Origin of the sequence: Flavobacterium silvaticum (assembly GCF_012911565.1) — a bacterium.
GTDB classification, from domain to species: domain Bacteria; phylum Bacteroidota; class Bacteroidia; order Flavobacteriales; family Flavobacteriaceae; genus Flavobacterium; species Flavobacterium silvaticum.
The window spans coordinates 181,661-203,682 of the sequence record NZ_JAAMPU010000108.1; the positions used below are offsets into that span (position 1 = coordinate 181,661).

At 46.0% G+C, this 22,022-nt stretch carries 18 protein-coding genes and 1 tRNA gene; 16 read left to right on the forward strand and 3 right to left on the reverse strand.

Annotated elements, in window-relative coordinates; translation table 11 throughout:
- Positions 1-51: 51 nt before the first annotated feature.
- A complete protein-coding gene (locus G6047_RS14960; RefSeq protein ID WP_169528436.1) occupies positions 52-1,650 on the reverse strand; it encodes a DUF6377 domain-containing protein in 1,599 nt (532 codons plus the stop codon).
- A 366-nt stretch (positions 1,651-2,016) separates the two neighbouring features.
- Here G6047_RS14960 and G6047_RS14965 point away from each other — a divergent pair, with 366 nt between their 5' ends.
- The 9 genes from G6047_RS14965 (at position 2,017) to G6047_RS15005 (ending at position 13,353) form a co-directional block, all read left to right on the forward strand.
- The gene (locus G6047_RS14965) at positions 2,017-2,532 is read left to right on the forward strand and encodes a DUF5004 domain-containing protein (RefSeq protein WP_169528437.1); all 516 of its coding nucleotides are present in this window, start codon (positions 2,017-2,019) and stop codon (positions 2,530-2,532) included.
- A gap of 5 nt (positions 2,533-2,537) precedes the next feature.
- Positions 2,538-3,623: a hypothetical protein gene (locus tag G6047_RS14970; RefSeq protein WP_169528438.1), complete on the forward strand. Its 1,086-nt coding sequence runs from the start codon at positions 2,538-2,540 to the stop codon at positions 3,621-3,623.
- A 24-nt stretch (positions 3,624-3,647) separates the two neighbouring features.
- On the forward strand, positions 3,648-6,584 hold the full coding sequence (locus tag G6047_RS14975) for a SusC/RagA family TonB-linked outer membrane protein (RefSeq protein ID WP_211165463.1): 2,937 nt from the start codon (positions 3,648-3,650) through the stop codon (positions 6,582-6,584).
- Between the two features lie 16 nt (positions 6,585-6,600).
- Positions 6,601-8,106 carry a RagB/SusD family nutrient uptake outer membrane protein gene (locus G6047_RS14980; RefSeq protein WP_235946569.1) on the forward strand — a complete coding sequence of 502 codons (1,506 nt, stop codon included), beginning with the start codon at positions 6,601-6,603 and terminating at the stop codon, positions 8,104-8,106.
- A gap of 57 nt (positions 8,107-8,163) precedes the next feature.
- The gene (locus G6047_RS14985) at positions 8,164-9,396 is read left to right on the forward strand and encodes a glycoside hydrolase family 71/99-like protein (RefSeq protein ID WP_169528439.1); all 1,233 of its coding nucleotides are present in this window, start codon (positions 8,164-8,166) and stop codon (positions 9,394-9,396) included.
- A gap of 16 nt (positions 9,397-9,412) precedes the next feature.
- On the forward strand, positions 9,413-11,431 hold the full coding sequence (locus G6047_RS14990; protein ID WP_169528440.1) for a glycoside hydrolase family 97 protein: 2,019 nt from the start codon (positions 9,413-9,415) through the stop codon (positions 11,429-11,431).
- Positions 11,432-11,587: 156 nt separating this feature from the next.
- Positions 11,588-11,662, forward strand: a tRNA-Pro gene (locus tag G6047_RS14995).
- A gap of 626 nt (positions 11,663-12,288) precedes the next feature.
- Positions 12,289-12,924, forward strand: a complete 636-nt coding sequence (gene trhA / locus G6047_RS15000) for a PAQR family membrane homeostasis protein TrhA (RefSeq protein ID WP_169528441.1) — start codon at positions 12,289-12,291, stop codon at positions 12,922-12,924.
- Positions 12,925-12,933: 9 nt separating this feature from the next.
- A complete protein-coding gene (locus G6047_RS15005; RefSeq protein WP_169528442.1) occupies positions 12,934-13,353 on the forward strand; it encodes a cytochrome c oxidase assembly factor Coa1 family protein in 420 nt (139 codons plus the stop codon).
- A 171-nt stretch (positions 13,354-13,524) separates the two neighbouring features.
- On the opposite strand, the gene G6047_RS15010 is transcribed toward G6047_RS15005, so the two are convergent.
- Both G6047_RS15010 and G6047_RS15015 read right to left on the reverse strand, forming a co-directional pair.
- Complete coding sequence (locus G6047_RS15010) at positions 13,525-14,289, reverse strand: LexA family transcriptional regulator (RefSeq protein ID WP_169528443.1); 765 nt, start codon at positions 14,287-14,289, stop codon at positions 13,525-13,527.
- Positions 14,290-14,420: 131 nt separating this feature from the next.
- The gene (locus G6047_RS15015) at positions 14,421-14,867 is read right to left on the reverse strand and encodes a lipocalin family protein (protein WP_169528444.1); all 447 of its coding nucleotides are present in this window, start codon (positions 14,865-14,867) and stop codon (positions 14,421-14,423) included.
- Positions 14,868-15,097: 230 nt separating this feature from the next.
- Between G6047_RS15015 and udk the strand changes: the two genes are divergently transcribed.
- From udk to G6047_RS15050, 7 genes are all read left to right on the forward strand, one after another.
- A complete protein-coding gene (udk, locus tag G6047_RS15020) occupies positions 15,098-15,706 on the forward strand; it encodes a uridine kinase (protein ID WP_169528445.1) in 609 nt (202 codons plus the stop codon).
- A 327-nt stretch (positions 15,707-16,033) separates the two neighbouring features.
- The gene (locus tag G6047_RS15025; RefSeq protein ID WP_169528446.1) at positions 16,034-16,399 is read left to right on the forward strand and encodes an FtsB family cell division protein; all 366 of its coding nucleotides are present in this window, start codon (positions 16,034-16,036) and stop codon (positions 16,397-16,399) included.
- A gap of 48 nt (positions 16,400-16,447) precedes the next feature.
- Positions 16,448-17,824, forward strand: coding sequence for a methylmalonyl-CoA mutase subunit beta (locus G6047_RS15030; RefSeq protein WP_169528447.1), 1,377 nt, complete (start codon positions 16,448-16,450; stop codon positions 17,822-17,824).
- The gene (gene scpA, locus G6047_RS15035) at positions 17,821-19,878 is read left to right on the forward strand and encodes a methylmalonyl-CoA mutase (RefSeq protein WP_169528448.1); all 2,058 of its coding nucleotides are present in this window, start codon (positions 17,821-17,823) and stop codon (positions 19,876-19,878) included. Before G6047_RS15030 ends, scpA begins: the two co-directional genes overlap by 4 nt.
- Before the next feature lie 8 nt (positions 19,879-19,886).
- Complete coding sequence (locus G6047_RS15040) at positions 19,887-20,762, forward strand: SDR family oxidoreductase (RefSeq protein WP_169528449.1); 876 nt, start codon at positions 19,887-19,889, stop codon at positions 20,760-20,762.
- 37 nt (positions 20,763-20,799) lie between these two features.
- On the forward strand, positions 20,800-21,267 hold the full coding sequence (locus tag G6047_RS15045; RefSeq protein ID WP_169528450.1) for a hypothetical protein: 468 nt from the start codon (positions 20,800-20,802) through the stop codon (positions 21,265-21,267).
- A gap of 194 nt (positions 21,268-21,461) precedes the next feature.
- Complete coding sequence (locus G6047_RS15050) at positions 21,462-22,019, forward strand: hypothetical protein (protein WP_169528451.1); 558 nt, start codon at positions 21,462-21,464, stop codon at positions 22,017-22,019.
- Positions 22,020-22,022 lie beyond the last annotated feature (3 nt).

Here is a 22,022-nt window from a genome sequence, read left to right on the forward strand (position 1 = left end):
AGGATGCAAAAGTACGGCGAAATTCTCAAAAAATCATATAGTTGGAAAGTGTCAGATGGTTTCGATCGCCATAATTCTCTCCTCAAAATTATCCTTGAAATCACTTCGGCTGCGGATTCGGGTTTTATAGGTGTAAACCGTAGAAACCGAAAGTTCAAGAAAATCGGCAATTTGGTGTGCATCCTGGATTCCAAGCCGATGCAAGGCGTAAATACGAAGTTCGGTATTGAGCAACTCCCCTTTCTTGATGAGGGGACTGTTGCCATCTGGAAAAAGCGCATTGAATTCAGATACGAACGTCGGGAAAAGCTTGAGGAAAATCTCGTCGAACTGATGGAACAGGTTTTCGCGTTCTTCCTTGACATTGTATTTTTTGAGGCCCGAAATCAAATCGTCCGTCTTTTTCGCGATGACTTTCTGTATCGTGCTTTTCTGGATGTGGTCGATTTTATTGATGAAATCTGATGTCGCCTTGATGAAATAGGCAATATATTCCTGCTTGATCGTATTGGCTTCGGAAAGGCTTTTGTTCATTTCCTCAAGCTTATGATACGATTCGGCCATTGCCTTTCGCGACGCATTCCGCTCTTTAAGCTGACGGAAGATGATAAAGAGGAACAAGATGATGATAAGTGCCAGCACCGTCAGCAGGATTACGATTTTTTCCAGCATATCGTTCTGGGCCTTTACCTTATTGAGCTGGGCTTTTTCGATGATAGGAAGAATGGACGAAATTTCGATCTTGCGGTGGCGTGCGTCATAAAAAGTCGCATCGTCCATCGCCAGGCTGATGTATCGGTTCGCCGTATCGAGGTCGCCTTTTTTATACAATTCATTCGCAAGATTCCGAAGTGCCACCGTTTCTTTGGTCGCGTTCCGGACATCTGCAATCGCGGCCATCGCAAGATACTTTATGGCCATTTCCGAATTTCCTTCTTCCGAATAAATATAGCCGAGGCTAGACGTTGCAATTCCGTAATATTCCGGAGGCAGCTTAAAATGCGAAATCCAATAGCTGAAGGCCTGTTGTGCCCCTTTCAAATCGTGCTGCTTCATTCGCTTGAGGCTTTCGGTCGCCCAATACTCATTGGTATTCTTATGGACTAAAGCGAGTGCTTTTTCAAGATACACGTTTCCCTGCTGCAGATAATGGATGTTGTAGCGCTGATCTTTGTTATAATCGGCTAAATCATAGTAAGCACGTGCCTTTACCGAATAATATTCAAACTGCAACCGATTGTTCAATTTGGGAACGTCGATGATATTGAGCGTATCGATAGCTTCCTTGAACAAGCCGGATGATAGCAGCACAAAGCCTTCCCTGATGCGGGCTTTTGCAATAAGTTCCGGATCTTTTAGCCCAAACGACTGTGTCTTTGCCAATTCCAGGAAATAATACGCCGAATCATATTTGAAGGTCTTGTACTCGTCAAAAAGTTTGAGATAGTTATCATAAAGACCGCGTTGGTTTTTCTGGAGCGTGAATTTATCTACCGTTTGTTTGAGTTCATGTATGCGGGCATATTTCTGGCGGATGTATTTTTCCTTCTGCCCCAATTCCGATTCCAGTTCCTTTAGCGAACCCGATTTAGCCGGCGCGCCATATCCGAAAGAAATCACAGATACAAAAATCAGGAAGTACCGAAGCATAAATTCGTTTTGTTTTAAGGGTGATGCAACCTTTTTTGGAAGCTATCGGGTGCTAAAGATAGCCGAAAATTCCACATCGGATAATTTAAACCATCAATTCCCGTCAATCTCAAAATTAATCGGGCGCAAAATTGCGAAATTTCACGAAAACGATTGAAATTTTGACTTGATTTTTTGAAGAAACGACTTGATTTTTACAAAAACTTAACATTTTCAAATAACTGAATTACAATTATTTAATTCATTTTTCAATCGTTTTCGCACTTGATTTTTTACCAACATTTTTTTGTCTGGAAACATATCCGGTAGCTTCGTCGAATCTTTTATCAGATAAATCAAAATCAATTAACTAAACCAACTTAAACAATGAAAAACCGAAAGATCTATTGGATGTGCTGCGCCATCCTGCTGGCCTTCGGGTGTAACGAAACCGACGATGGAAATCACGTGGACGGAATCACCCTTTATGAGAAGATCGCAGGAAGCTGGAGCGCCACAAATGTTAAAATGACAGATGAAGTTGCCAAGGCTGGAGGCGCACCTGTCTTTGAGCAGAACCTGACCACACAGTTCAATTACGACCAGATGCAGATTTCGTTCAACGTAGATGAAAAGATGCAGCCGACTACGTATGAAGTCAGCGGAAACGTGCCGCCTTTGTTCGAAGCTAACGGCTACTACAAACTGAGCAGCGATTATCAGCCAATGGCCACCAATCCGCTTAAAATCTATTTGTATTCAGATGCCGCATTGACAGCCAAAACAGGTGAATTACGCGTAACGGCAGTTCCCGGTAGCACAGGCGAAATGGAATTACAGCTGGTACGTACTTCAGGCGGCGTTCCGTTCGTGAGCTATGCATTCAAACTAACCGCTAACTGATCGACATGAAAAAAATACTTTACACCATACTCGCAATCGTGGCGTTCCTGCCCGTTGCAAAAGCTCAGGAAGCAGCCGGAACCATTGCCAATATGTGGTCTTTCCCTGTGATTTATCAATACGATGAAGAAGTCACTTGGAATTTCGATTTATCAGGAACAACGTTCGCCCAGGGAGAAGACGTATATATCTGGATCTGGTCGCCATCTGAACCCGATGCCGGAAACTGGGAAAATTCATCGGACTTTGCCAAACTTACATGGTCACATGATTTTATCTGGACATTCACGCTGACTCCGACCGTTTATTTCAACAGGACACCAGAAGAAATTGCAGCGAGCGCAGGCTTCTGGTTCCGGTTGAAAGATGATGCAGGTACAAAACAATCGGAAGTAGCAAACTTTCCGTACAACGCCGAATACACTTCGTTTTTTACAGCGGGTGAAATTATGCGTTCGTATCCGGAACATCCGCTTATCGATTCTCCAATCAGCATCCTTTTCAACGCCAATCTCGCTCCGGGTTTTGCCGACGCGACAAGCGTTCACATGCATTCAGGCATGAATACGTGGTCCGTACTTCAGGAATATCAGGCATGGTTACCGGAAATTGTTGAAAAGACGGCACTCAAGAATATGGGTAACGGTTTCTGGAAAATGGATTTGATCCCAAGCCAGTATTACAACAACATTCCCGATGGTTTTGTCATGGAAAACATCACGTTCATTTTTGTCAAGGACAATTGGGCAGGTACGACCCCATCTCCGGATCTTGTGATTTATGCGGGTGATTTTGTTCCGCCACCGCCACCGGTTTTTCGTTATTTTCCGATGCAGGTTTCCAAAAAGGATTTCCTCGGCATCATCCGAAACAACAACGAACCCGGAATCAACACCTTATTGTACACGGTCACAGCCGGGACGACAACAGTCGAAGGTTCATTTACCGGAGGAACGGCTGAAATCAAAGGATTCATAAACCTTCCGTCGGCTTTACAGAATTCAACAGCTACGGAAATCCATGTTCTGGTGAAAGACAATACCAACCGGACAATTTCAGAAGCGACCATTCCGCTAAAAACGCTGGACTAAAACCAAACCAATAAACAAATACAAATGATCAATCACATTCATACACAACGGCCTTTGGGCCACAGGATGTCTTTTGTCCTGATGTTGCTCATGCTGCTGCTTGGTGTGGCTTCGTTCGGACAGGCAAAAAAGATTGTCACGGGCCGCATCAACGACTCTTCGGGTCAGTCACTGCCCGGAGCTACCGTTAGCGAACAAGGCGGAAACAAATCGACGCTTTCTGATGCCGAGGGAAAATTCGCCATTGAAACAGAAACCGGAAAAGTCCTCGAAATAAGTTTCGTGGGTTTCGTTACACAACAGGTTACCGTAGATGCCAATACAGCTGAAATCACCGTCAACCTTAAAGAAGACGCCATGATGCTCAAAGATGTGGAAGTCGTGGCAGTAGGTTACGGAACACAAAAACGTTCCGATTTGACCGGAGCGGTGTCATCTGTAAGTGCCAAAGACCTCAACAAAGGCAACCTTACCTCGACCGAACTCGTACTTCAAGGAAAAGTAGCCGGTTTGACGTTGGTAAGAGGAACAGGCGATCCGAGCAGCGGTGCTTCACTTCGTCTTCGTGGCGGAACATCGCTTTCTGCCAGCAACAATCCGTTGATTGTCGTAGATGGGATTCCGGGTGTCGATATGAACACCGTCCAGCCATCTGACATCAAATCGATTGACGTACTCAAAGATGCATCGGCCACAGCTATTTACGGATCCCGTGGAGCAAATGGTGTCATCATCATCACCACAAAAGGAAACACCAAAGGGCTTACGGTAAACTACTCCGGTTTGACTGGCGTTGGATTCGCACAGAACCATGTAGATCTGCTATCCGGCGATCAATGGCGTGGTTACGTTCGCGACAACAACCTTCAGGATGCCGTAGATTACGGTGCAAATACGAACTGGCAAAAAGAACTCGAACAGACCGCATTCTCACACAACCATACACTGAGCCTGAATTCCGGAAAAGAACTCAGCGGCGTGCGTGCCTCGATCAATTACTTTGACAACGAAGGTATCATCAAGACGACAGGAATGGAGCGTTTGGCCGGAAACCTGAGCATGTATCAGTACGCTTTGGAGAAAAGATTCCGTTTTGATGTTGGGATTTTCGCCAACGTCGACAAATGGCATCCGCTCGATTACCGCATTTTCGAACGCGCCTTCAACCTGAATCCGACCATTCCGGTTTATGACCAGAACGGCAACTTTACCCAGGTTGGCGGAACGCTGAACGAAAACCCGGTGGAAATCATGACCAATCGCATCGCCGATAATGAGCGCCACAGATTGCTCGGCTATTTCAAGACTGAAATCCAGATCATCGACGGATTGAAAGCAGTTGGAAACTTTTCACTAGAGCACAATGCCATGAAAGGCAGCACGTACAAACCATCCTATGCCATGATGGAAGGGATGACGGAAAACGGTTATGCCCAGAAAATTTACGGCGACTACACGAATTCCCAAATGGAAACGTATTTCACGTACAACAAAACGTTCGACAAGCACAGCATTGGAGCCGTTGCCGGTTATTCGTTCCTGGAGAATGTATACGAAGGTTTCGGTGCGCAGCGAAGTGGTTTCGGGACCGATTTGTTCACGTACAACAACCTTGGCGCCGGACAGGATTATCGTTTGGGCGACGTGTATTCGTATAAAGGGAAATCACGGTTGGTATCGTTTTACGGCCGTTTGAATTATTCGTTCGACGACAAGTATTTCGTAACCGGAACCTTGCGTCGTGACGGATCAAGCCGATTCGGGGCGAATCACAAATGGGGAACGTTCCCGTCTGCTTCGGTTGCCTGGAAATTGTCGAGCGAATCGTTCATGACCGGAGTCAAAGATGTGGTTTCTTCTTTGAAACTCCGCGTCGGATACGGCGTTACGGGTAACCAGGATGGAATTGGCGAATACAAATCGCTTTCGATTTTGGGAGTAGGATCGGACAGTTATTACGATCCGGCGACCCAAAGCTGGAGTCTTGCCTACTCGCCTGTCCAGAACCCGAACCCGGATCTGAAATGGGAATCTACGGCCCAGACGAACATTGGTATCGACTTTACATTATTCGACCGCGTAACGGGAAGCATCGATTATTACAACAAACAGACTAAGGATTTGCTATACACGTATGAAGTTCCACAACCGCCATTTCTGGTAGGAACTATGCTTGCCAACGTTGGTGAGATTTCCAACAAAGGAATCGAGGTCAGCCTTAATGCCAACATCATAAAAGGTGACGATTTTACGTGGGATGCCAGTGTGGTATTTGCCAAAAACAAGCAGAAAATCGAAAAATTGTCGAACGACCTGTATCGTACCGATGCCATTCCAAGCGGTTCTCTGCACGGATTGTCAGGCTTCTCGAACCAATATTCCCAAATCATAGCCGAAGGTTATCCGGTCGGAACGTTCTGGGGCCCGACAACAAGCGGCCTTGATGAAAACGGGGCGTTCATTATCCCTACCGACGAAAACGGAGACGTGATCAAAGGCGATCTTGGAAGCGCACAGCCAGATTTTACATTGGGCGCTACCATGAACTTCACCTATAAAAAATGGGATTTGGGTATTTCCGGTTATGGCATGTTCGGACAAAAAGTACTCAACGCGACAGGCATGATGATCAACGATCCGAACCGCCTTCCGTCTTACAATGTCCCTGACGCTTTCCTTTCATCCGGAATCACTTCTCCTCCTACCTATTCCAGCTATTGGGTTCAGGACGGTTCGTTCTTCCGATTGCAGAACATGACGCTGGGATATACCATGAACCTGAAACAAAGCAAAATCCGCCTGTACCTGATGGGTGAGAACCTTGCCGTACTTACCGGTTATCAGGGAACTGACCCTGAAGTTGACAATACCGGTCTTTCTGCTCCAGGCATCGACCGTTACAACAATTATCCAAGACCGACTACGGTTTCCTTCGGATTGAACATCACGCTAAACGACTAAGTCCAAAAAAATGAAAATGATGAAGATAAAATTAACGGCCACGCTTTTTGTAAGCGCCCTGTTCCTATTCTCTTGTACGGATCTGGACGAAGACCTATACGACAGAGTTCCCGATACCGAATTCGGGAATACACCGGCAGAAGTCCAGGCTTTGGTGGGTGGCGCCTATTCCTCTTTGAGAGGTTTCAACGACGGTATCACTATATCCTACCCGACATCTGAATTCGTGTTTTTCCTCAATGAAGTTTCTTCGGATGAATGCGTCATCCCGACAAGAGGAACAGACTGGTATGACGGTGGCGTCTATCAGCAATTGCAGATGCATGATTTCCGTGCGGACAATCCGAAGATACTTTCGGCATGGCGTTACTGCTATCAGGGAATCGCAAAGATCAACTCGATTATCTACCAGGTCGAACGTTCCGGCCTGAGTGAAGAGGCACGTTTGCCAATCTACGCAGAACTCAAAGCGATCCGTGCCTATTACTATTACATGCTTCTGGATATGTTCGGAAACGTGCCGCTTGTAACAGATTTCAACGACCTGACGTTGCCAAGCACATCAAGCCGTCAGGAAGTCTATAATTTTGTGGAAAGCGAATGGCAAAATGCGTTGCCGTACCTGGCTTCAGGAGTCGTATATTCGAAATTCACCAAGAATGTAGTGTATTCACTTCTCGCACGTCTATACCTGAATTCACAAGCGTTCGTTGGCGTTGCCAGATGGCAGGATTGCCTCAATATGTGCCAGAATGTGAGCGGATATACGTTGGCACCGGATTTCTTCCAGAACTTTGCTACGGAAAACCAGACATCACCGGAAATTATCCTTTCCATCCCTTACGATTCAAAGGCAGGAACTTTAGGAAACTACATGTCTTCCATGAGTGCCCATTATATGCATCGGTTCACGCTATCGGCTACTGGAGATTATCCGTGGAGCGCGAATGGAATGTCGGCTGAACCGGGCGTTTATTCCTCTTTTACAGAAACAGACCGCCGTCGCGAATGCATGCTCATCGGCGACCAGATCAGCCTTGCGACCGGATCTGTAATCGTCATGGACAGCGGACAACCGCTGACCTATACCGAAGAAATTGGTGATTTCACGAACGCGCTTCAAAATGAAGGTGTCCGATTAGGCAAATACGAAATGAAAGCCGGTGAAACCTGGGAACGCGATCACGATCTGGTATTGGTGCGTTATGCCGAAATCCTGATGATGCAGGCCGAATGTTACGTAAGACTAGGTTCGCCTGACCTTGCCACGCCTCTGGTCCAGCAAATCGCAACGCGTGCCGGTGTCGACATGCCGGCGACCATCGACCTTGATTTCATCAACAAGGAATTGCTTCGTGAATTTACGTTCGAAGGCCACAGGCGTACCGATAACATCCGTCTCGGAACGTTCTTCCAGCCCAACTGGAACCAACCGGCGACCGAACCTTTCAAAGCGATATTCCCGATTCCGTCAACCGTGTTACAGGCCAATACGAACCTGAGCCAGAATCCGGGCTATTAAAAACCAAACACAACCCACCGGTCGCAGGAGTAGCTGCGACCGGTTATTTTATTTGACATGAAAAAAATTATCGGCAGTGCCCTGATGCTGCTTTTCTCGATAACACTTCTTTTTGGCTGTGACAGCAAAGATTCGGGCGGAACCACGCCTGAGCCTGAAAACCTCGATCCTGTTCCGGCGACAAAGACCAACAGCATGAAACTGTATGCCCATTATATGCCGTGGTTCGAGACAAAGGAAAGCAGCGGGAACAATCAGTGGGGCTATCACTGGACAATGGCCAACCAGAATCCGGACATCATCAACCCGAACGGGCAACGTCAGATTGCGGCTCATTACTATCCGCTTATCGGGCCGTATCATTCGGGCGATCATGATGTGATCGAAAACCATTTGCTGCTGATGAAATATTCGGGAATAGACGGAATTCTTATCGACTGGTACGGAACTTATAACATCAATGACTTTGCGGCACTCAAACAAAACACGGAACAGATTGTCGCCGTTTGTGCCGAAATCGGGCTCGAATATGCCATTGTCTATGAAGACCGTTTTCTCAACGATATCGTCAATGCCGGATTGGCAGGGACAAGAGCCATTGGCGCACGGACCGATATGACCTATTTAAAAAACAATTTCTTTTCACAGGACAATTACATCGCCGTAAACGGAAAACCCTTATTGCTCAATTTCGGGCCTATCACATTGATGACGGAAACCGAATGGACAACCGCCTTTTCCAACCTCGATCCTAAACCGACATTCCTGACCCTTTGGAATAATACGGCGGCCGGAAACAACGCATCCGGAGAATTTGCGTGGGTTTATGAAAACAACACGAACCTCCAGAATTTTTACCAGAACCGTATGCCGACACTTGACGTTGCCATGGGATCGGCTTATCCCGGTTTCAATGACTTCTATCAGGAAGGTGGCACATCGACGGTGATCGGATGGACAATTCCTCATGGTACAACATTGCAAACCACATTGCAAATGGCGCAGACAGCCGGCGTCGATATGCTGCAATTGGTCACGTGGAATGACTTTGGCGAAGGAACCATGCTCGAGCCGACCGTGGAATTCGGATACGATTATGTAAACCAGATCAAGACGTTCGCCGGCGTACAGAATACCGGGAATGTTTTTGAAGACATTGGCCGATTGTTCGAGTATCGCAAACAATACAGCGGCAACAGCACCATTCAGCAAAAACTGACAAAAGCTTCCAAATACTTTGCTTCCATGCAACCTGACAAAGCCATTCTAGAACTCGACGGAATCGAATAACGTCCAAACCTACATCATGAAAATCTACTTCAACAACCGGTTTATCATTCCGGCCATACTACTGCTATTCTCCGTCGGAAACGCCCAAAAACAATTGAGCCTGGAGTCACCCAAAAAAGAGCATCGCCTTACTTTTGGGCTGACCGATAAAGGCGAGCCCTGGTATTCATTGACTTCCGATTCAAAATCGGTACTGGAGAAATCGATGCTCGGTTTTGAATTCCAGGATAATGAACCGATGGTTTCGGGTTTTAAAATCGTTTCATCTGACACCAATAAAAAGAATGAAACCTGGGAACAGCCATGGGGCGAAGTGAAAACCGTCCGTGACGAACACAACGAACTTATCGTACATTTACAGGAACTATCCGGGAAAAAACGCAAAATGGATATTGCCTTTCGCCTGTTCCATGACGGACTCGGTTTCCGATATTCGTTTCCGGAACAACCGAATTTAAAATCGGTCAAAATAGCGAACGAAGTCACCCAATTTACATTTTCGAACGATGAGAATGTGTGGTGGATTCCGGTGCATTCAGACAACAGCTATTACGAAAGTTTCTACAGAAAGACCGCTATCAGCGCCACCGACACGATTAACACGCCTGCTACTTTTGAAACCAAAACCGGAAAATATCTGGCGATACACGAAGCCAACCTAACCGATTTTGCTTCGATGACATTGCGTAAAAGTGGACAGAACCAATACAAAAGCGAGCTCGTTCCGTGGCGTGACGGTGTAAAAGTCTACGCTTCTGCTCCATTCGTCAGTCCGTGGAGAACCGTCATCATTGCAGATAAACCTGGTGACTTGGCCGAATCGACTTTGATGCTAAACCTCAACGAACCTTGTAAAATCAAAGATATTTCATGGATCCAACCGTCAAAATACATTGGGATCTGGTGGGGCATGCATCTTGAAAAATATTCGTGGGGACAGGGAGACAAACACGGAGCTACTACCGAAAACACCAAAAGATACATTGATTTTGCCGCCGAAAATGGTTTCAACGGCGTTCTTGTAGAAGGTTGGAACTGGGGTTGGGACGGAGATTGGACTGCCGATGGAAGTGCGTTCAGCTTTGTAAAGCCATATCCGGATTTCGATCTTGTGGCATTGGGCGATTATGCCGCAAAGAAACACGTGCAGCTTATCGGGCATCATGAAACGGCCGGCGCCACCAGGCATTATGAAAGCCAGTTGGAAGATGCGTTCCGCTTATATCAGAAAATCGGCGTGCATACCGTAAAAACCGGATATGTCAATAAATATCTGGACAAAAAAGAATGGCATGACAGCCAGTACGGTGTGCGCCATTACCGAAAAGTTGTAGAAACAGCGGCCAAATATCAAATCATGATCGACAATCACGAGCCCGTCAAAGGCACAGGCTTGCAGCGCACCTATCCGAACCTGATGTCTCAGGAAGGAGGCCGCGGACAGGAATACAACGCCTGGTCTGTGGATGGCGGGAACACACCGGAACACACGGCGGCACTGCCATTCACGCGGATGCTTTCCGGGCCATTCGACTATACTCCGGGAAATTTTGACTTTAACTATAAAGTACCTTCGGGCGCAACCGTAAAAAGTACATTGACGAATCAATTGGCGCTTTATGTTGTTATTTTCAGTCCGTTGCAGATGGCTTCTGATTTACCAGAGAATTATGTAGGAAAACCTGAATTCCAGTTTATCAAAGATGTGCCTGCGAATTGGTCTGAAAGCCATGTACTCGATGCGAAGATTGGTGAATTTGTAACCATCGCCCGCAAAGACCGTGAAGGACAAAATTGGTATTTGGGAAGTGTCACTGATTCCCAAAAGCGTGACCTTACCGTCAAACTTGATTTCCTCGACGCTGGAAAAACATACACGGCCGAGATTTATGCCGATGGCCCCGGAGCCGATTTCAAGACGAATCCGTATCCGGTAACCATCAGTAAAAAGACTGTCGACAAGAATACAACGCTGAACCTTTCTCTCGCTGCGGGAGGCGGAACGGCCATACGATTTACACCTTTGGCAAAATAAAATTTGTTTAGAAGTGTTTTTTTGGGTTAGTGGAAATAACGGGGTTTACGCCCCGTTATTTTTTTGCGCAAGTTTCTGCCGATGCTACTTGCAACCTTTGAAATTAATACTATATTTGCAGCCTGATTTCAATACGGCTCTGTCTGTTTGAAGTTTCGGGGTGTAGCGTAGCCCGGTCATCGCGCCTGGTTTGGGACCAGGAGGTCGCAGGTTCGAATCCTGCCACCCCGACAAAGAAATCCTTCCACACAAAGTGTGGAGGGATTTTTTGTTTAGGACGAAAGCCAAGCTCGCTTGAGCTTTCGCCCTAAACAAAAAAGACCGCAACGTCCAAAGGACGTTGGAAAGGATTTCTTTGTCGTCACCCAACCGAGGATCACCGAAGCGCAGCGAAGGTAATCCTGCCAAGTTCTACTGCACCCATTCTTAAACAAATATCACGATCCCAGCAAAGCGTTGGAAGGGATTTCTTTGTCTTCACCCTATTGAGGATCACCGTAGCGAAGCGAAGGTAATCCTGCCCCAACTTTAAACCGCCTCCCGACAAATACCCTGACGTCTGCAAACCATCGGAAGATTTTCTTTGTCGCAACCCCAAAGAGGATAGCCGCAGCGCAGCCGAGATAATCCTGCCGAACTCACTTGAACCGTATTTCATTGTCTTCAAATACAGCTACTACCTTCAAACCTACGGCGGTTCAAAACCTACAAAAACAGACAACATAAAGCCAATTGACAGTCCCAAAACAAAATATGCCGAAACTCCCTAACATTTATCATTTCCTTAAAACTTTAAAAAGCCGTCCTTGCTATTTTTACCAATCACAGAAATGTGCAGACAAATAAAACGGCTACCGATGACCAAACTCAACAGACCACGAGAAGAATTTTTCAATGTTCTCACACACGGAACCGGAGCAATACTATCGATAGCCGCGGCTTCAGTGCTAATTGCTATTGCGGCTCTACGCGGAAGTGCGATGGAAATTGTCGCCGCATCCATTTTTGGATTCAGCCTGATTTTGTTGTATTCGGCTTCTACCATTTACCACGCGATTTCTTCATTGAGATACAAACGGATTTTCAAGCGCCTTGACCATTTGTGCATTTACATACTCATTGCCGGAACCTATACGCCCGTGGCTTTGCTCGGATTGCGAGGCACATGGGGCTGGGTTTTGTTCGGGCTTGCGTGGGGATTTGCTGTTCTTGGATTTGTGTTTAAGTTTTCTATGTTGCGAAAATCAGAAAAACTGTCGCTTGCATTATATGGAATCATGGGATGGATGGCCGTCATTGCCATAAAACCTTTATTGGAAAATGTAGACCATAATGCTTTGCTATTGATACTGGCCGGCGGATTATGCTACACCCTGGGCATCTACTTTTACGCCAACGATAAAAAGAAATACCATCACGCCATATGGCATATATTCGTTTTGGGCGGAAGCGCCTTTCACTTTTTTGGTATTTTCTGGTATTTGATTCCCTGATTGACTATTATGGATGATTTGATTCTTCGCAAAAGCTGGTTCAGAAGATCTTTGATCTGGCTTGTTCCGCTATTTTTCCTGGTAACTTTTGTCATTGTATCCGGAATCAGAAGCTCCGAATTTTCTGATGCCGCTATGGCTTATACAGAAAATGATTTGTACGAAAATGCACTTCAGAAAGCAAACGCTAATCCCGATGTTTTACAGAAAACCGGAAAATTGAACCCTTTAGATAAAATGGCAATCTTTGAAGGCAATACGAAATATTCGGCCCATAAAGATTCTGTGGCAGTTACGGTTCGGGTTGCAGGTGAAAAACGAAAGGCCAAGATGGATGTCAACGCCCACAAGGTCAATGGGAAATGGCACTATGATTTGGTTCAGATACGGATAAAGGAACCTGCGGAGACAATCGTGGCGATCAAATGAAGAATGCCTAGCCCCGATGCGAGCAAAAGCATTTGATGGGTTAAGTCTATTTGGCGCCGGCTTTACAGAGCGACTTCAGAAGCTCCTGTATTGCCAAAGCGACAAAAGACTTGAACCGAAAATCTTGGAGCGGGCAGCGGGATTAGCTACTGATTATTTATTCTTAATCATTTATTTATTCGTTGACGAAAGCAAAGACTTCAGGCTCACGAAACCTTCACGCATTTCACGTGTCAGGTCTTCTATAGATCCGGCCGGTTGGTCTAAGTGTGATGTGATCTTAGCCGTGACTTTCCAGATTTCCATTACTTCCGCCGACGTGGTTTCTATAACCGGATAGATGGTGTTTAGCGAAATGAGCTGCACTCCTTTTGTTGTTTTGACCACTTTCTTGACCACTACCGTATCGGCCAGTACCACTACATAGATATGGCCGTTGGTTACATGGGCCAATTTTTCCTCGGCACGCGCGATCACCCATTCGCCAGGTTGAAGGGATGGGAGCATGCTATCACCCTGAACCTGGAATGCCCGGAAACTCGCATTGCGGTATTCGGGAAGCGGCAAGCTGAAAGCGGGAAGCGATTCGTACCATTCGGTGTCCTGCAGGTTGTGGGCATATCCTGCCGAAGCTTTTACGTTGACCAAGGCGATATTTTCGTTTTTGTCGCTGTCGAGTGTGATGACTTTGGGAAGTACCGATTCTGATTCGTATAGAAATTTCTGCTGGCTTTCGCCGAACATCCACAACGGATTCACATGATACACCTGGAGCAATTTGGCTATTGTCGCACCGGAAAGCCTTGTTTTGCCGCGTTCGATGTCGGCCAGGCTTCCTTTGATGTTGAGCGCTTCTGAAAACGCTATTTGTGTCAGGTTGAATTCCTGCCTAAGTTGTTTGAAACGCTGTGTCTCTATAGGTAAGTGGTCGTGCATGAGGCAAATATAAAAAAATAGTGGTAAATTTCCTTATTTTAAACATGGAAAAAATCCGAATCTGATTTTGATTTACCAAATAAAAAAGCCGATCATACGACCGGCTTTCTTAATAACACAATGTAACCAGATTAGTTTGCTTTTACGAATGTATATTGGTCTATATACGTAAATCCTTCTTCTGAATATGTTTCTTCGATAACCAGTGACGTAGAGCTCAGGCTGATTACGTTATAGGATCCTGAAAGATCACCATCGGCAATAGTTATGGTATTTCCGGATTTGGACCACGTTGCCGTATCATCATAATAATCGCATTCAGAAGACCAATAGTCTCTTTCAAGCGTGGTATGGTCTGCATTCAGTTGCCAGAAGTCTGGGCATGTAGCTGATTCGTTCCCTTCATAATCCATTTCTTCAGACCAGACGCCGTTGATCGCATAACGTTGTTTGCTGTATGCCCATTGTCCAGTGATTTGGTCTTCTGAGAACGAAAACCCGTCATCGTCGCTGCTACAAGAAACAAGTGAAAGACCGGCAAATGCCATGAGTCCGATGGACTTAATTAGCTTTTTCATTTTGGTTATTCTTTTGGAGTTAGGCCGCAAGGATACGTAAAAAAAATACTACCGGACAACATAAAAATTAAACTTTTCTTAACATTTACGAAGTTCGGAATATAGCCTTGAAATTTTAAAAAGTCTGAAATTCACAGCATCGTTTTTTAGCGAGTCCATAATACGAATAATCACTACTTTTGGCCCACACGAGGCAAAAGCCAAAGTGAACCCAGAAAATTGAAATTTATATGCTCATCATTGGTATAGCCGGAGGAACTGGTAGCGGAAAAACAACCGTGGTCCGTCAGATCATGAACGAAATACCGGACGAAGGTGTCGGCATCATTTCACAGGACTCCTATTACAGGGACAACCATCATTTGACTTACGACGAACGAGCCCTGATCAATTTCGACCATCCGCGCGCCATCGATTTTGAATTGCTCGTCTCTCACCTGAAAGAGCTTAAAGCCGGAAAAACCATCGAGCAGCCTGTCTACTCATTCGTGACCCACAACCGGACGGACGACACCATCGTTACGCATCCGCGCCAGGTCATGATTGTAGAAGGCATCCTGATTCTGGCCAATCCGGAGCTGCGGGATTTGTTCGACATCAAGATTTTTGTCCATGCCGATTCGGACGAACGCCTTATCCGCCGCCTCAAACGCGACATCGCCGAACGTGGGCGCGATATGGAAGAAGTGCTGTTGCGGTATCAAAAAACCCTAAAGCCCATGCATGAGCAATTCATCGAACCTACAAAAGCACACGCGGACATCATTATCCCGAACGACAAATACAATACGGTAGCGATAGATGTGGTGCGGGCTGTGATTCACCAGAGAATCGTTTGAGACGGGAATATTTTTTGAATATATCAACAAAAAAAGAGGTTGCCCCTCCCACCCTTACAAGGTAAGCCTTTCCAAAACACCCCAACTACATTTTTTCTACCTCAATTCCTAAAATCCACAATCTGCAACACCAACTTTTTTATACTTTAGGGGCTTAATCCGGCTGCACGCTGCAAGTCTTTTCAAATCCCGCCGTTTTTACACCGCTTCCGGCGAGCTTCCGTTTGTCGCTGCCGCAAAACGGGCAAAAACAAGCGGTCTTTTTCAAAGAGCTTTACGCTTACATCCGGGCCAGGGCCGCGTCCCACAAATGGAAAAACAGTGAACATGGAACCATCAGAACACGAAAACGAACCAAAAGAACCTAAAAAAAGATCGTGGTGGCTGCGCTATTTCGGCAACAGGTATGTGCTTTCACTGGTCTTTTTCGCCGTATGGATGTTGTTCCTCGACAATTATTCGTGGCTCGTCCACCGCAGGCTCGATACCGAAATAGACGAACTCGAAACCAACAAAAGGTATTATCAGGGAGAAATAAACAAAGACATGCAGCATATCAAACAGCTGCGTGATTCGGATCAGGTGGAACGATACGCGCGTGAAAAATACTACATGAAACGCGACTCCGAAGATATTTACATCATCGAATACGAAGGCGAAAAGAAAGATTCGACGTCCTTCATTCCTAATTAACCAGCCTTCAAATCGGGTTCACTATATTTGCGTCTCAATTTTTAAACCGTGGCCGAAAACCCCACTCCTTTTCAGGATTTCCCTCAGGTAAGCGCTCAGCAATGGAAACAGCGCGTACAATATGAACTAAAGGGCGAAGATTACTTCCAGGCGCTCGTTTGGGATTCGCCGGAAGGCATCCGCGTCAACCCCATTTACAGCCAATCTCCGCAAATTGAAGTTCCTGCCCTGCAACATGACAGCTTCCAGATTTGCCAGGACATTTTTGTACATGATGTAGAAAAAACCGTTCGCCGTTCCAACTCCAGCATTAAACGCGGAGCAGATTGCCTTCGGTTGCGCATCAGTAATCCTGAAACAGATATCACAGCCCTTTTGAACGGAATCCCGCTCGAAAACCGTCGCCTTTTTTTTGACATCTCTTTTTTTTCAATCGATTTCGTACGGTCTGTAAAGGACAAACTTGCAGGTAAGGAAGCCGAAGTTTTTTTCCTCATTGATCCAATCCACCGGCTCGCCAAAGAAGGAAACTGGCTCAACGGAGGCGATAATTTCAAAATGCTTGAATGTCTTCAGCGCGAATATCCCGATGCTGGTTTTATGAGCATCAATGTTTCATTGTATGCTAATGCCGGAGCCAATCTTGTACAGCAAATCGCTTATGCCGTGGCGCATTCGGCAGAATACCTGAACCAATTCAAAACACCAAAGCCTGTAGTTTTTGAATTGGCGATCGGGCCGGACTACTTTTTTGAAATTGCCAAAATCCGTGCACTGCGACTGGTTTTTGAAACGGTTGCCAAAGCCTTCGGACATCCCGCCGGTTGCCATATCTATGCGTCTCCAGGTTTAAGAAACAAAACACTATACGACTATAATGTCAATATGCTGCGCACTACAACCGAAAGCATGAGCGCGATAATTGGCGGCTCAGACACGGTGAGTAATTTACCGTATGATTTCATCTACCACAAAAGCAATGAATTTGGGGAACGTATTGCGCGCAACCAACTGCTTATTTTAAAGAACGAAAGTCATTTCAGCCAGGCATCAAATGCGGCAAAAGGCAGTTATTTTATCGAAAACCTGACCCAGCAACTGGCCGAAAAAGCGTTGGTTCTGGTAAAAGAAATTGAAGCGGAAGGCGGTTTCCTTGCACTTCTCAAAAAAGGCATCATCCAGAAAAACATAAAAAAACAAGCCGATTTGCAGCAACAGGATTTCGACTCGGGCAAAACCATACTGGTCGGGACAAACAAATATCCGGACGCTTCAAACCGAATGAAAGAGAATTTGGAACTCTATCCGTTCGTCAAGAAAAAAGGCCGCAAGACACTTGTGATTCCCATCATCGAAAAGCGATTGGCAGAAGAATCCGAAATGACCCGTCTTGAAAAAGAAGAATCCGAAACCCTGAACCCATGAGCCGCAAAGACCTTTCAAAACTCGAATTGCCGGAAGCAGGAACCGATCCTCAAAAAAGCCCGGTCGAAAACCTTGAATTCTCGTCAGGCTTCCCTCCTTTCCTGCGCGGCCCATACACCACCATGTTCGTCCGACGCCCATGGACAATCCGCCAATACGCAGGTTTTTCCACGGCCGAAGACAGCAATGCATTTTACCGGCGCAATCTTGCGGCAGGTCAAAAAGGATTATCGGTGGCTTTTGATTTGGCGACGCACCGTGGCTATGATTCAGACCACGAACGGGTAGTCGGCGATGTAGGGAAAGCCGGCGTGGCGATAGATTCAGTCGAAGACATGAAGATATTATTCGATCAGATCCCTCTCGATGAAATGTCGGTTTCGATGACTATGAACGGTGCTGTCCTACCAATCATGGCTTTTTATATCGTAGCTGCAGAAGAACAGGGTGTCTCTCCAAAAGCACTTTCGGGAACCATCCAAAACGACATCCTGAAGGAGTTCATGGTTCGGAACACCTATATCTATCCGCCTGCGCCATCGATGAAAATCATAGCCGATATTTTTGCTTACGCGAGTAAGAATATGCCCAAATTCAATTCGATTTCCATATCGGGTTACCATATGCAGGAAGCCGGAGCCACGGCAGAACTCGAACTCGCTTATACATTGGCTGACGGATTGGAATACATCCGTACGGGAATCGCCGCCGGAATGCAGATAGACGATTTTGCGCCAAGGCTTTCCTTTTTCTGGGCTATCGGGATGGATCATTTTACAGAAATTGCCAAGATGCGGGCCGCACGTGTACTTTGGTCTAAACTCGTTTCACAATTCAATCCGAAAGACGAAAAATCTCTCGCGCTGCGAACCCATTGCCAGACTTCGGGTTGGAGCCTGACCGAACAGGATCCGTTCAACAATGTGGCGCGAACCTGTATCGAGGCGGCTGCGGCGGCTTTTGGCGGAACACAATCGCTGCACACCAACGCACTCGACGAAGCCATTGCCTTGCCTACCGATTTTTCTGCCCGAATCGCACGCAACACCCAGATATTCCTGCAACAGGAAACCGGAATTACCAGAACGGTCGATCCGTGGGGCGGCAGCCATTATGTGGAAGCATTGACTCAGGAACTCATGGACAAAGCCTGGGCATTGATAGAAGAAGTCGAAGAACTGGGTGGAATGACCAAGGCCATTGAAGCCGGAATCCCTAAATTGCGTATCGAAGAAGCCGCGGCAAAGAAACAGGCGCGTATTGACAGCGGACAGGATATTATCGTCGGAGTCAACAAATACAGACTAAAGCAGGAAGATCCGTTGCAGATTCTCGATGTGGACAATGAGATGGTGCGTCGGCAGCAGGTAGAGCGTTTGGTCCGGATAAAAGCCGACCGTAACCCAGACGCCGTCTCACAATCACTTGAAAAACTGGCCGAAGCTGCAAAAAACGGAACCGGAAATTTACTCGAACTTGCCATAGAAGCAGCACGGAACAGGGCTACCTTAGGCGAAATTTCAGATGCCATGGAAAAATCCTTCGGCAGGTATAAAGCACAAATCAAAACATTCAGCGGCGTGTATGGCAAAGAGATACGGAACGACGAGTTCTTTGAAAAAGCAAGGCAGATGGCCGACGAGTTCGCCGTATCCGAAGGACGCAGGCCCCGCATCATGATTGCCAAAATGGGACAGGACGGACACGACCGCGGTGCCAAAGTCGTGGCCACAGGTTATGCCGACGTAGGATTCGACGTTGACATCGGGCCGTTATTCCAGACACCGGCCGAAGCCGCAAAACAAGCCGTTGAAAACGACGTACATATTTTAGGCGTATCGTCTTTGGCGGCCGGACACAAGACACTGGTTCCCCAGGTTATCGAAGAACTCAAAAAATACGGGCGCGAAGATATATTGGTAGTCGTAGGTGGCGTAATTCCGGCCCAGGATTATCAGTTCCTGTTTGATTCAGGCGCGGCAGCCGTGTTCGGACCAGGATCTAAAATAGCCGAAGCCGCCATAAAAATCCTCGAAATCCTCTCTCAAAAATAAAAACCATCATGGCTGATCTTACCAAAAAAATGCTGCGTGACGATGCGCTTCTCGGAAAAAACATCATTGTAACCGGAGGCGGAAGCGGCCTTGGAAAAGCCATGACACGCTATTTTCTCGAACTCGGGGCAAACGTTGCCATAACGTCCCGCGATCTGGAAAAACTCAAAGCCACAGCCGCAGAACTTTCGCAAGACGTAACTGGAAAATGCTTTCCGGTTGCCTGTGATGTGCGTCATTACGATCAGGTGGAAGCGATGCTCGGCGAAGTACTTTCTGAATTCGGAAGTGTCGATACTTTGGTCAATAACGCTGCCGGGAATTTCATATCGCCCACCGAAAGATTATCGGCGAATGCGTTCGATACCATCATCGACATCGTACTCAAAGGCTCCAAAAACTGTACGCTGGCGTTGGGCAAACATTGGATCGATTCGGGCCAGAAGGACAACGTGATCCTCAATATCGTCACGACATATGCATGGACGGGTTCGGCTTATGTGGTTCCAAGTGCGACCGCAAAAGCTGGCGTATTGGCCATGACCAGAAGCCTTGCCGTAGAATGGGCAAAATACGGTATCCGCCAGAATGCGATTGCTCCCGGGCCATTCCCGACCAAAGGCGCGTGGGACAGATTGCTTCCCGGTGATCTGAAAGAAAAATTCGATCTGTCCAAAAAAGTTCCGCTCAGGAGATTGGGCGAACATCAGGAACTTGCGAACCTCGCGGCTTACCTGGTATCTGACTTTTCCTCTTATGTAAATGGCGAAGTCATTACCATTGACGGTGGAGAATGGCTTCAGGGCGCAGGCCAGTTCAATTTGCTCGGGCAGGTTCCGAAAGAATTGTGGGATATGCTGGAGATGATGCGAGGTAAGGGATAAAAACCATTGTTCCGAAACATCCTCCACAATTCAGAATATGATAGTACATTCGAAATTCAGAACTGCAGTAATTACAAAAAATATACTTGGATTTGGTTTAGCTATACTGATGCTTGTGATTTGCATTGTGAATGCTTTTGAAGATGGAAAAATCAATTACAGAGGAACTGCTTTCTTTGTGGGAATCGTAACAATGTTCTTCTTTCTGACAGGCTTACACCAATTATTTCTGTTGGCAAGAATCAGATTAACGCCTGAAGCAATCGAAAATAAAACTGTTCTTTTAGAAAAAACCACTGTTTTGCCCTATTGTGAAATTACAAAAATTGAATTAAGCATAACACGCAGTCAATCCAAAGGTGGCTATATCAATGATGGATATCCGGTAAGTTCCATTACTTATAAAAATGGCCAGGTATTAGTCATCTCTTCAGATTGTTATGAAAATTATACCGAATTGATGCGACACATTAATTACCAATATGGAAATTTACACGACGTATAGCAAAACAATTTTCATGCGCTTCAATTTGACCGGGCAGGTTCCGAAGGAATGTGGCAAATGATGCGGAATAACATATAAAGACCTTGTTCCCAGGTTTAATCAATAGGAAATGAAGGCCTCACAAAAAACTGCGAGCCGTAAGAAAATCGATAATTTAGCATCTAACGTTTTTATCTGTAATTCTCCAGCATCAAATGAGGACTATTTCATTACTTATATCTTCGATTTTACTCTGCATATATATCCCATCAAAAAATCCATCCGTATCACAGGGTTACCAAACACGGGTTTCGGAATTCCTGTCGGATATAAGTCTCCGGCAAAAAGATTCGCTGATCATTTCCGATTCACCCGCCGAATTTTCTGATTCCCAATTATGCGGTTTTGAACATGTGAATGATACCACAATGTTTACAAAAGAAGAATTGATCCAGATACAGAATGGATTAAAAACGAATCGGGTCGGGAAATGGACAACTGCATATTTTCCCAAAGCCCGACTGGTAGAAGGCAAATTAATTGAACGTATCTTCAAAAAAAGAAAAGGCGATCCATGGAAGGAATTCAAAAAAGCCATTGGTTCCGGATACCATGTGTATTCCTGCCCAATATTCTTCAGGAACAATTCGCGCTGTTTGTTTTACAGCTCCTATCATTGCGGATACTTGTGCGCCGGCGGCCAAATGGATTTATATAAATACGAAAACGGCAAATGGATTTTTGTCACATCCTATTGCAATTGGATACATTGAAAT

What these genes read in the sequence shown, in the direction of transcription:
- G6047_RS14960 (WP_169528436.1), bottom strand. Translation starts at nt 1,650, where the DNA reads ATGCTTCGGTACTTCCTGATTTTTGTATCTGTGATTTCTTTCGGATAT.
- G6047_RS14965 (WP_169528437.1), top strand. Translation starts at nt 2,017, where the DNA reads ATGAAAAACCGAAAGATCTATTGGATGTGCTGCGCCATCCTGCTGGCC.
- G6047_RS14970 (WP_169528438.1), top strand. Translation starts at nt 2,538, where the DNA reads ATGAAAAAAATACTTTACACCATACTCGCAATCGTGGCGTTCCTGCCC.
- G6047_RS14975 (WP_211165463.1), top strand. Translation starts at nt 3,648, where the DNA reads ATGATCAATCACATTCATACACAACGGCCTTTGGGCCACAGGATGTCT.
- G6047_RS14980 (WP_235946569.1), top strand. Translation starts at nt 6,601, where the DNA reads ATGATGAAGATAAAATTAACGGCCACGCTTTTTGTAAGCGCCCTGTTC.
- G6047_RS14985 (WP_169528439.1), top strand. Translation starts at nt 8,164, where the DNA reads ATGAAAAAAATTATCGGCAGTGCCCTGATGCTGCTTTTCTCGATAACA.
- G6047_RS14990 (WP_169528440.1), top strand. Translation starts at nt 9,413, where the DNA reads ATGAAAATCTACTTCAACAACCGGTTTATCATTCCGGCCATACTACTG.
- trhA (WP_169528441.1), top strand. Translation starts at nt 12,289, where the DNA reads ATGACCAAACTCAACAGACCACGAGAAGAATTTTTCAATGTTCTCACA.
- G6047_RS15005 (WP_169528442.1), top strand. Translation starts at nt 12,934, where the DNA reads ATGGATGATTTGATTCTTCGCAAAAGCTGGTTCAGAAGATCTTTGATC.
- G6047_RS15010 (WP_169528443.1), bottom strand. Translation starts at nt 14,289, where the DNA reads ATGCACGACCACTTACCTATAGAGACACAGCGTTTCAAACAACTTAGG.
- G6047_RS15015 (WP_169528444.1), bottom strand. Translation starts at nt 14,867, where the DNA reads ATGAAAAAGCTAATTAAGTCCATCGGACTCATGGCATTTGCCGGTCTT.
- udk (WP_169528445.1), top strand. Translation starts at nt 15,098, where the DNA reads ATGCTCATCATTGGTATAGCCGGAGGAACTGGTAGCGGAAAAACAACC.
- G6047_RS15025 (WP_169528446.1), top strand. Translation starts at nt 16,034, where the DNA reads ATGGAACCATCAGAACACGAAAACGAACCAAAAGAACCTAAAAAAAGA.
- scpA (WP_169528448.1), top strand. Translation starts at nt 17,821, where the DNA reads ATGAGCCGCAAAGACCTTTCAAAACTCGAATTGCCGGAAGCAGGAACC.
- G6047_RS15040 (WP_169528449.1), top strand. Translation starts at nt 19,887, where the DNA reads ATGGCTGATCTTACCAAAAAAATGCTGCGTGACGATGCGCTTCTCGGA.
- G6047_RS15045 (WP_169528450.1), top strand. Translation starts at nt 20,800, where the DNA reads ATGATAGTACATTCGAAATTCAGAACTGCAGTAATTACAAAAAATATA.
- G6047_RS15050 (WP_169528451.1), top strand. Translation starts at nt 21,462, where the DNA reads ATGAGGACTATTTCATTACTTATATCTTCGATTTTACTCTGCATATAT.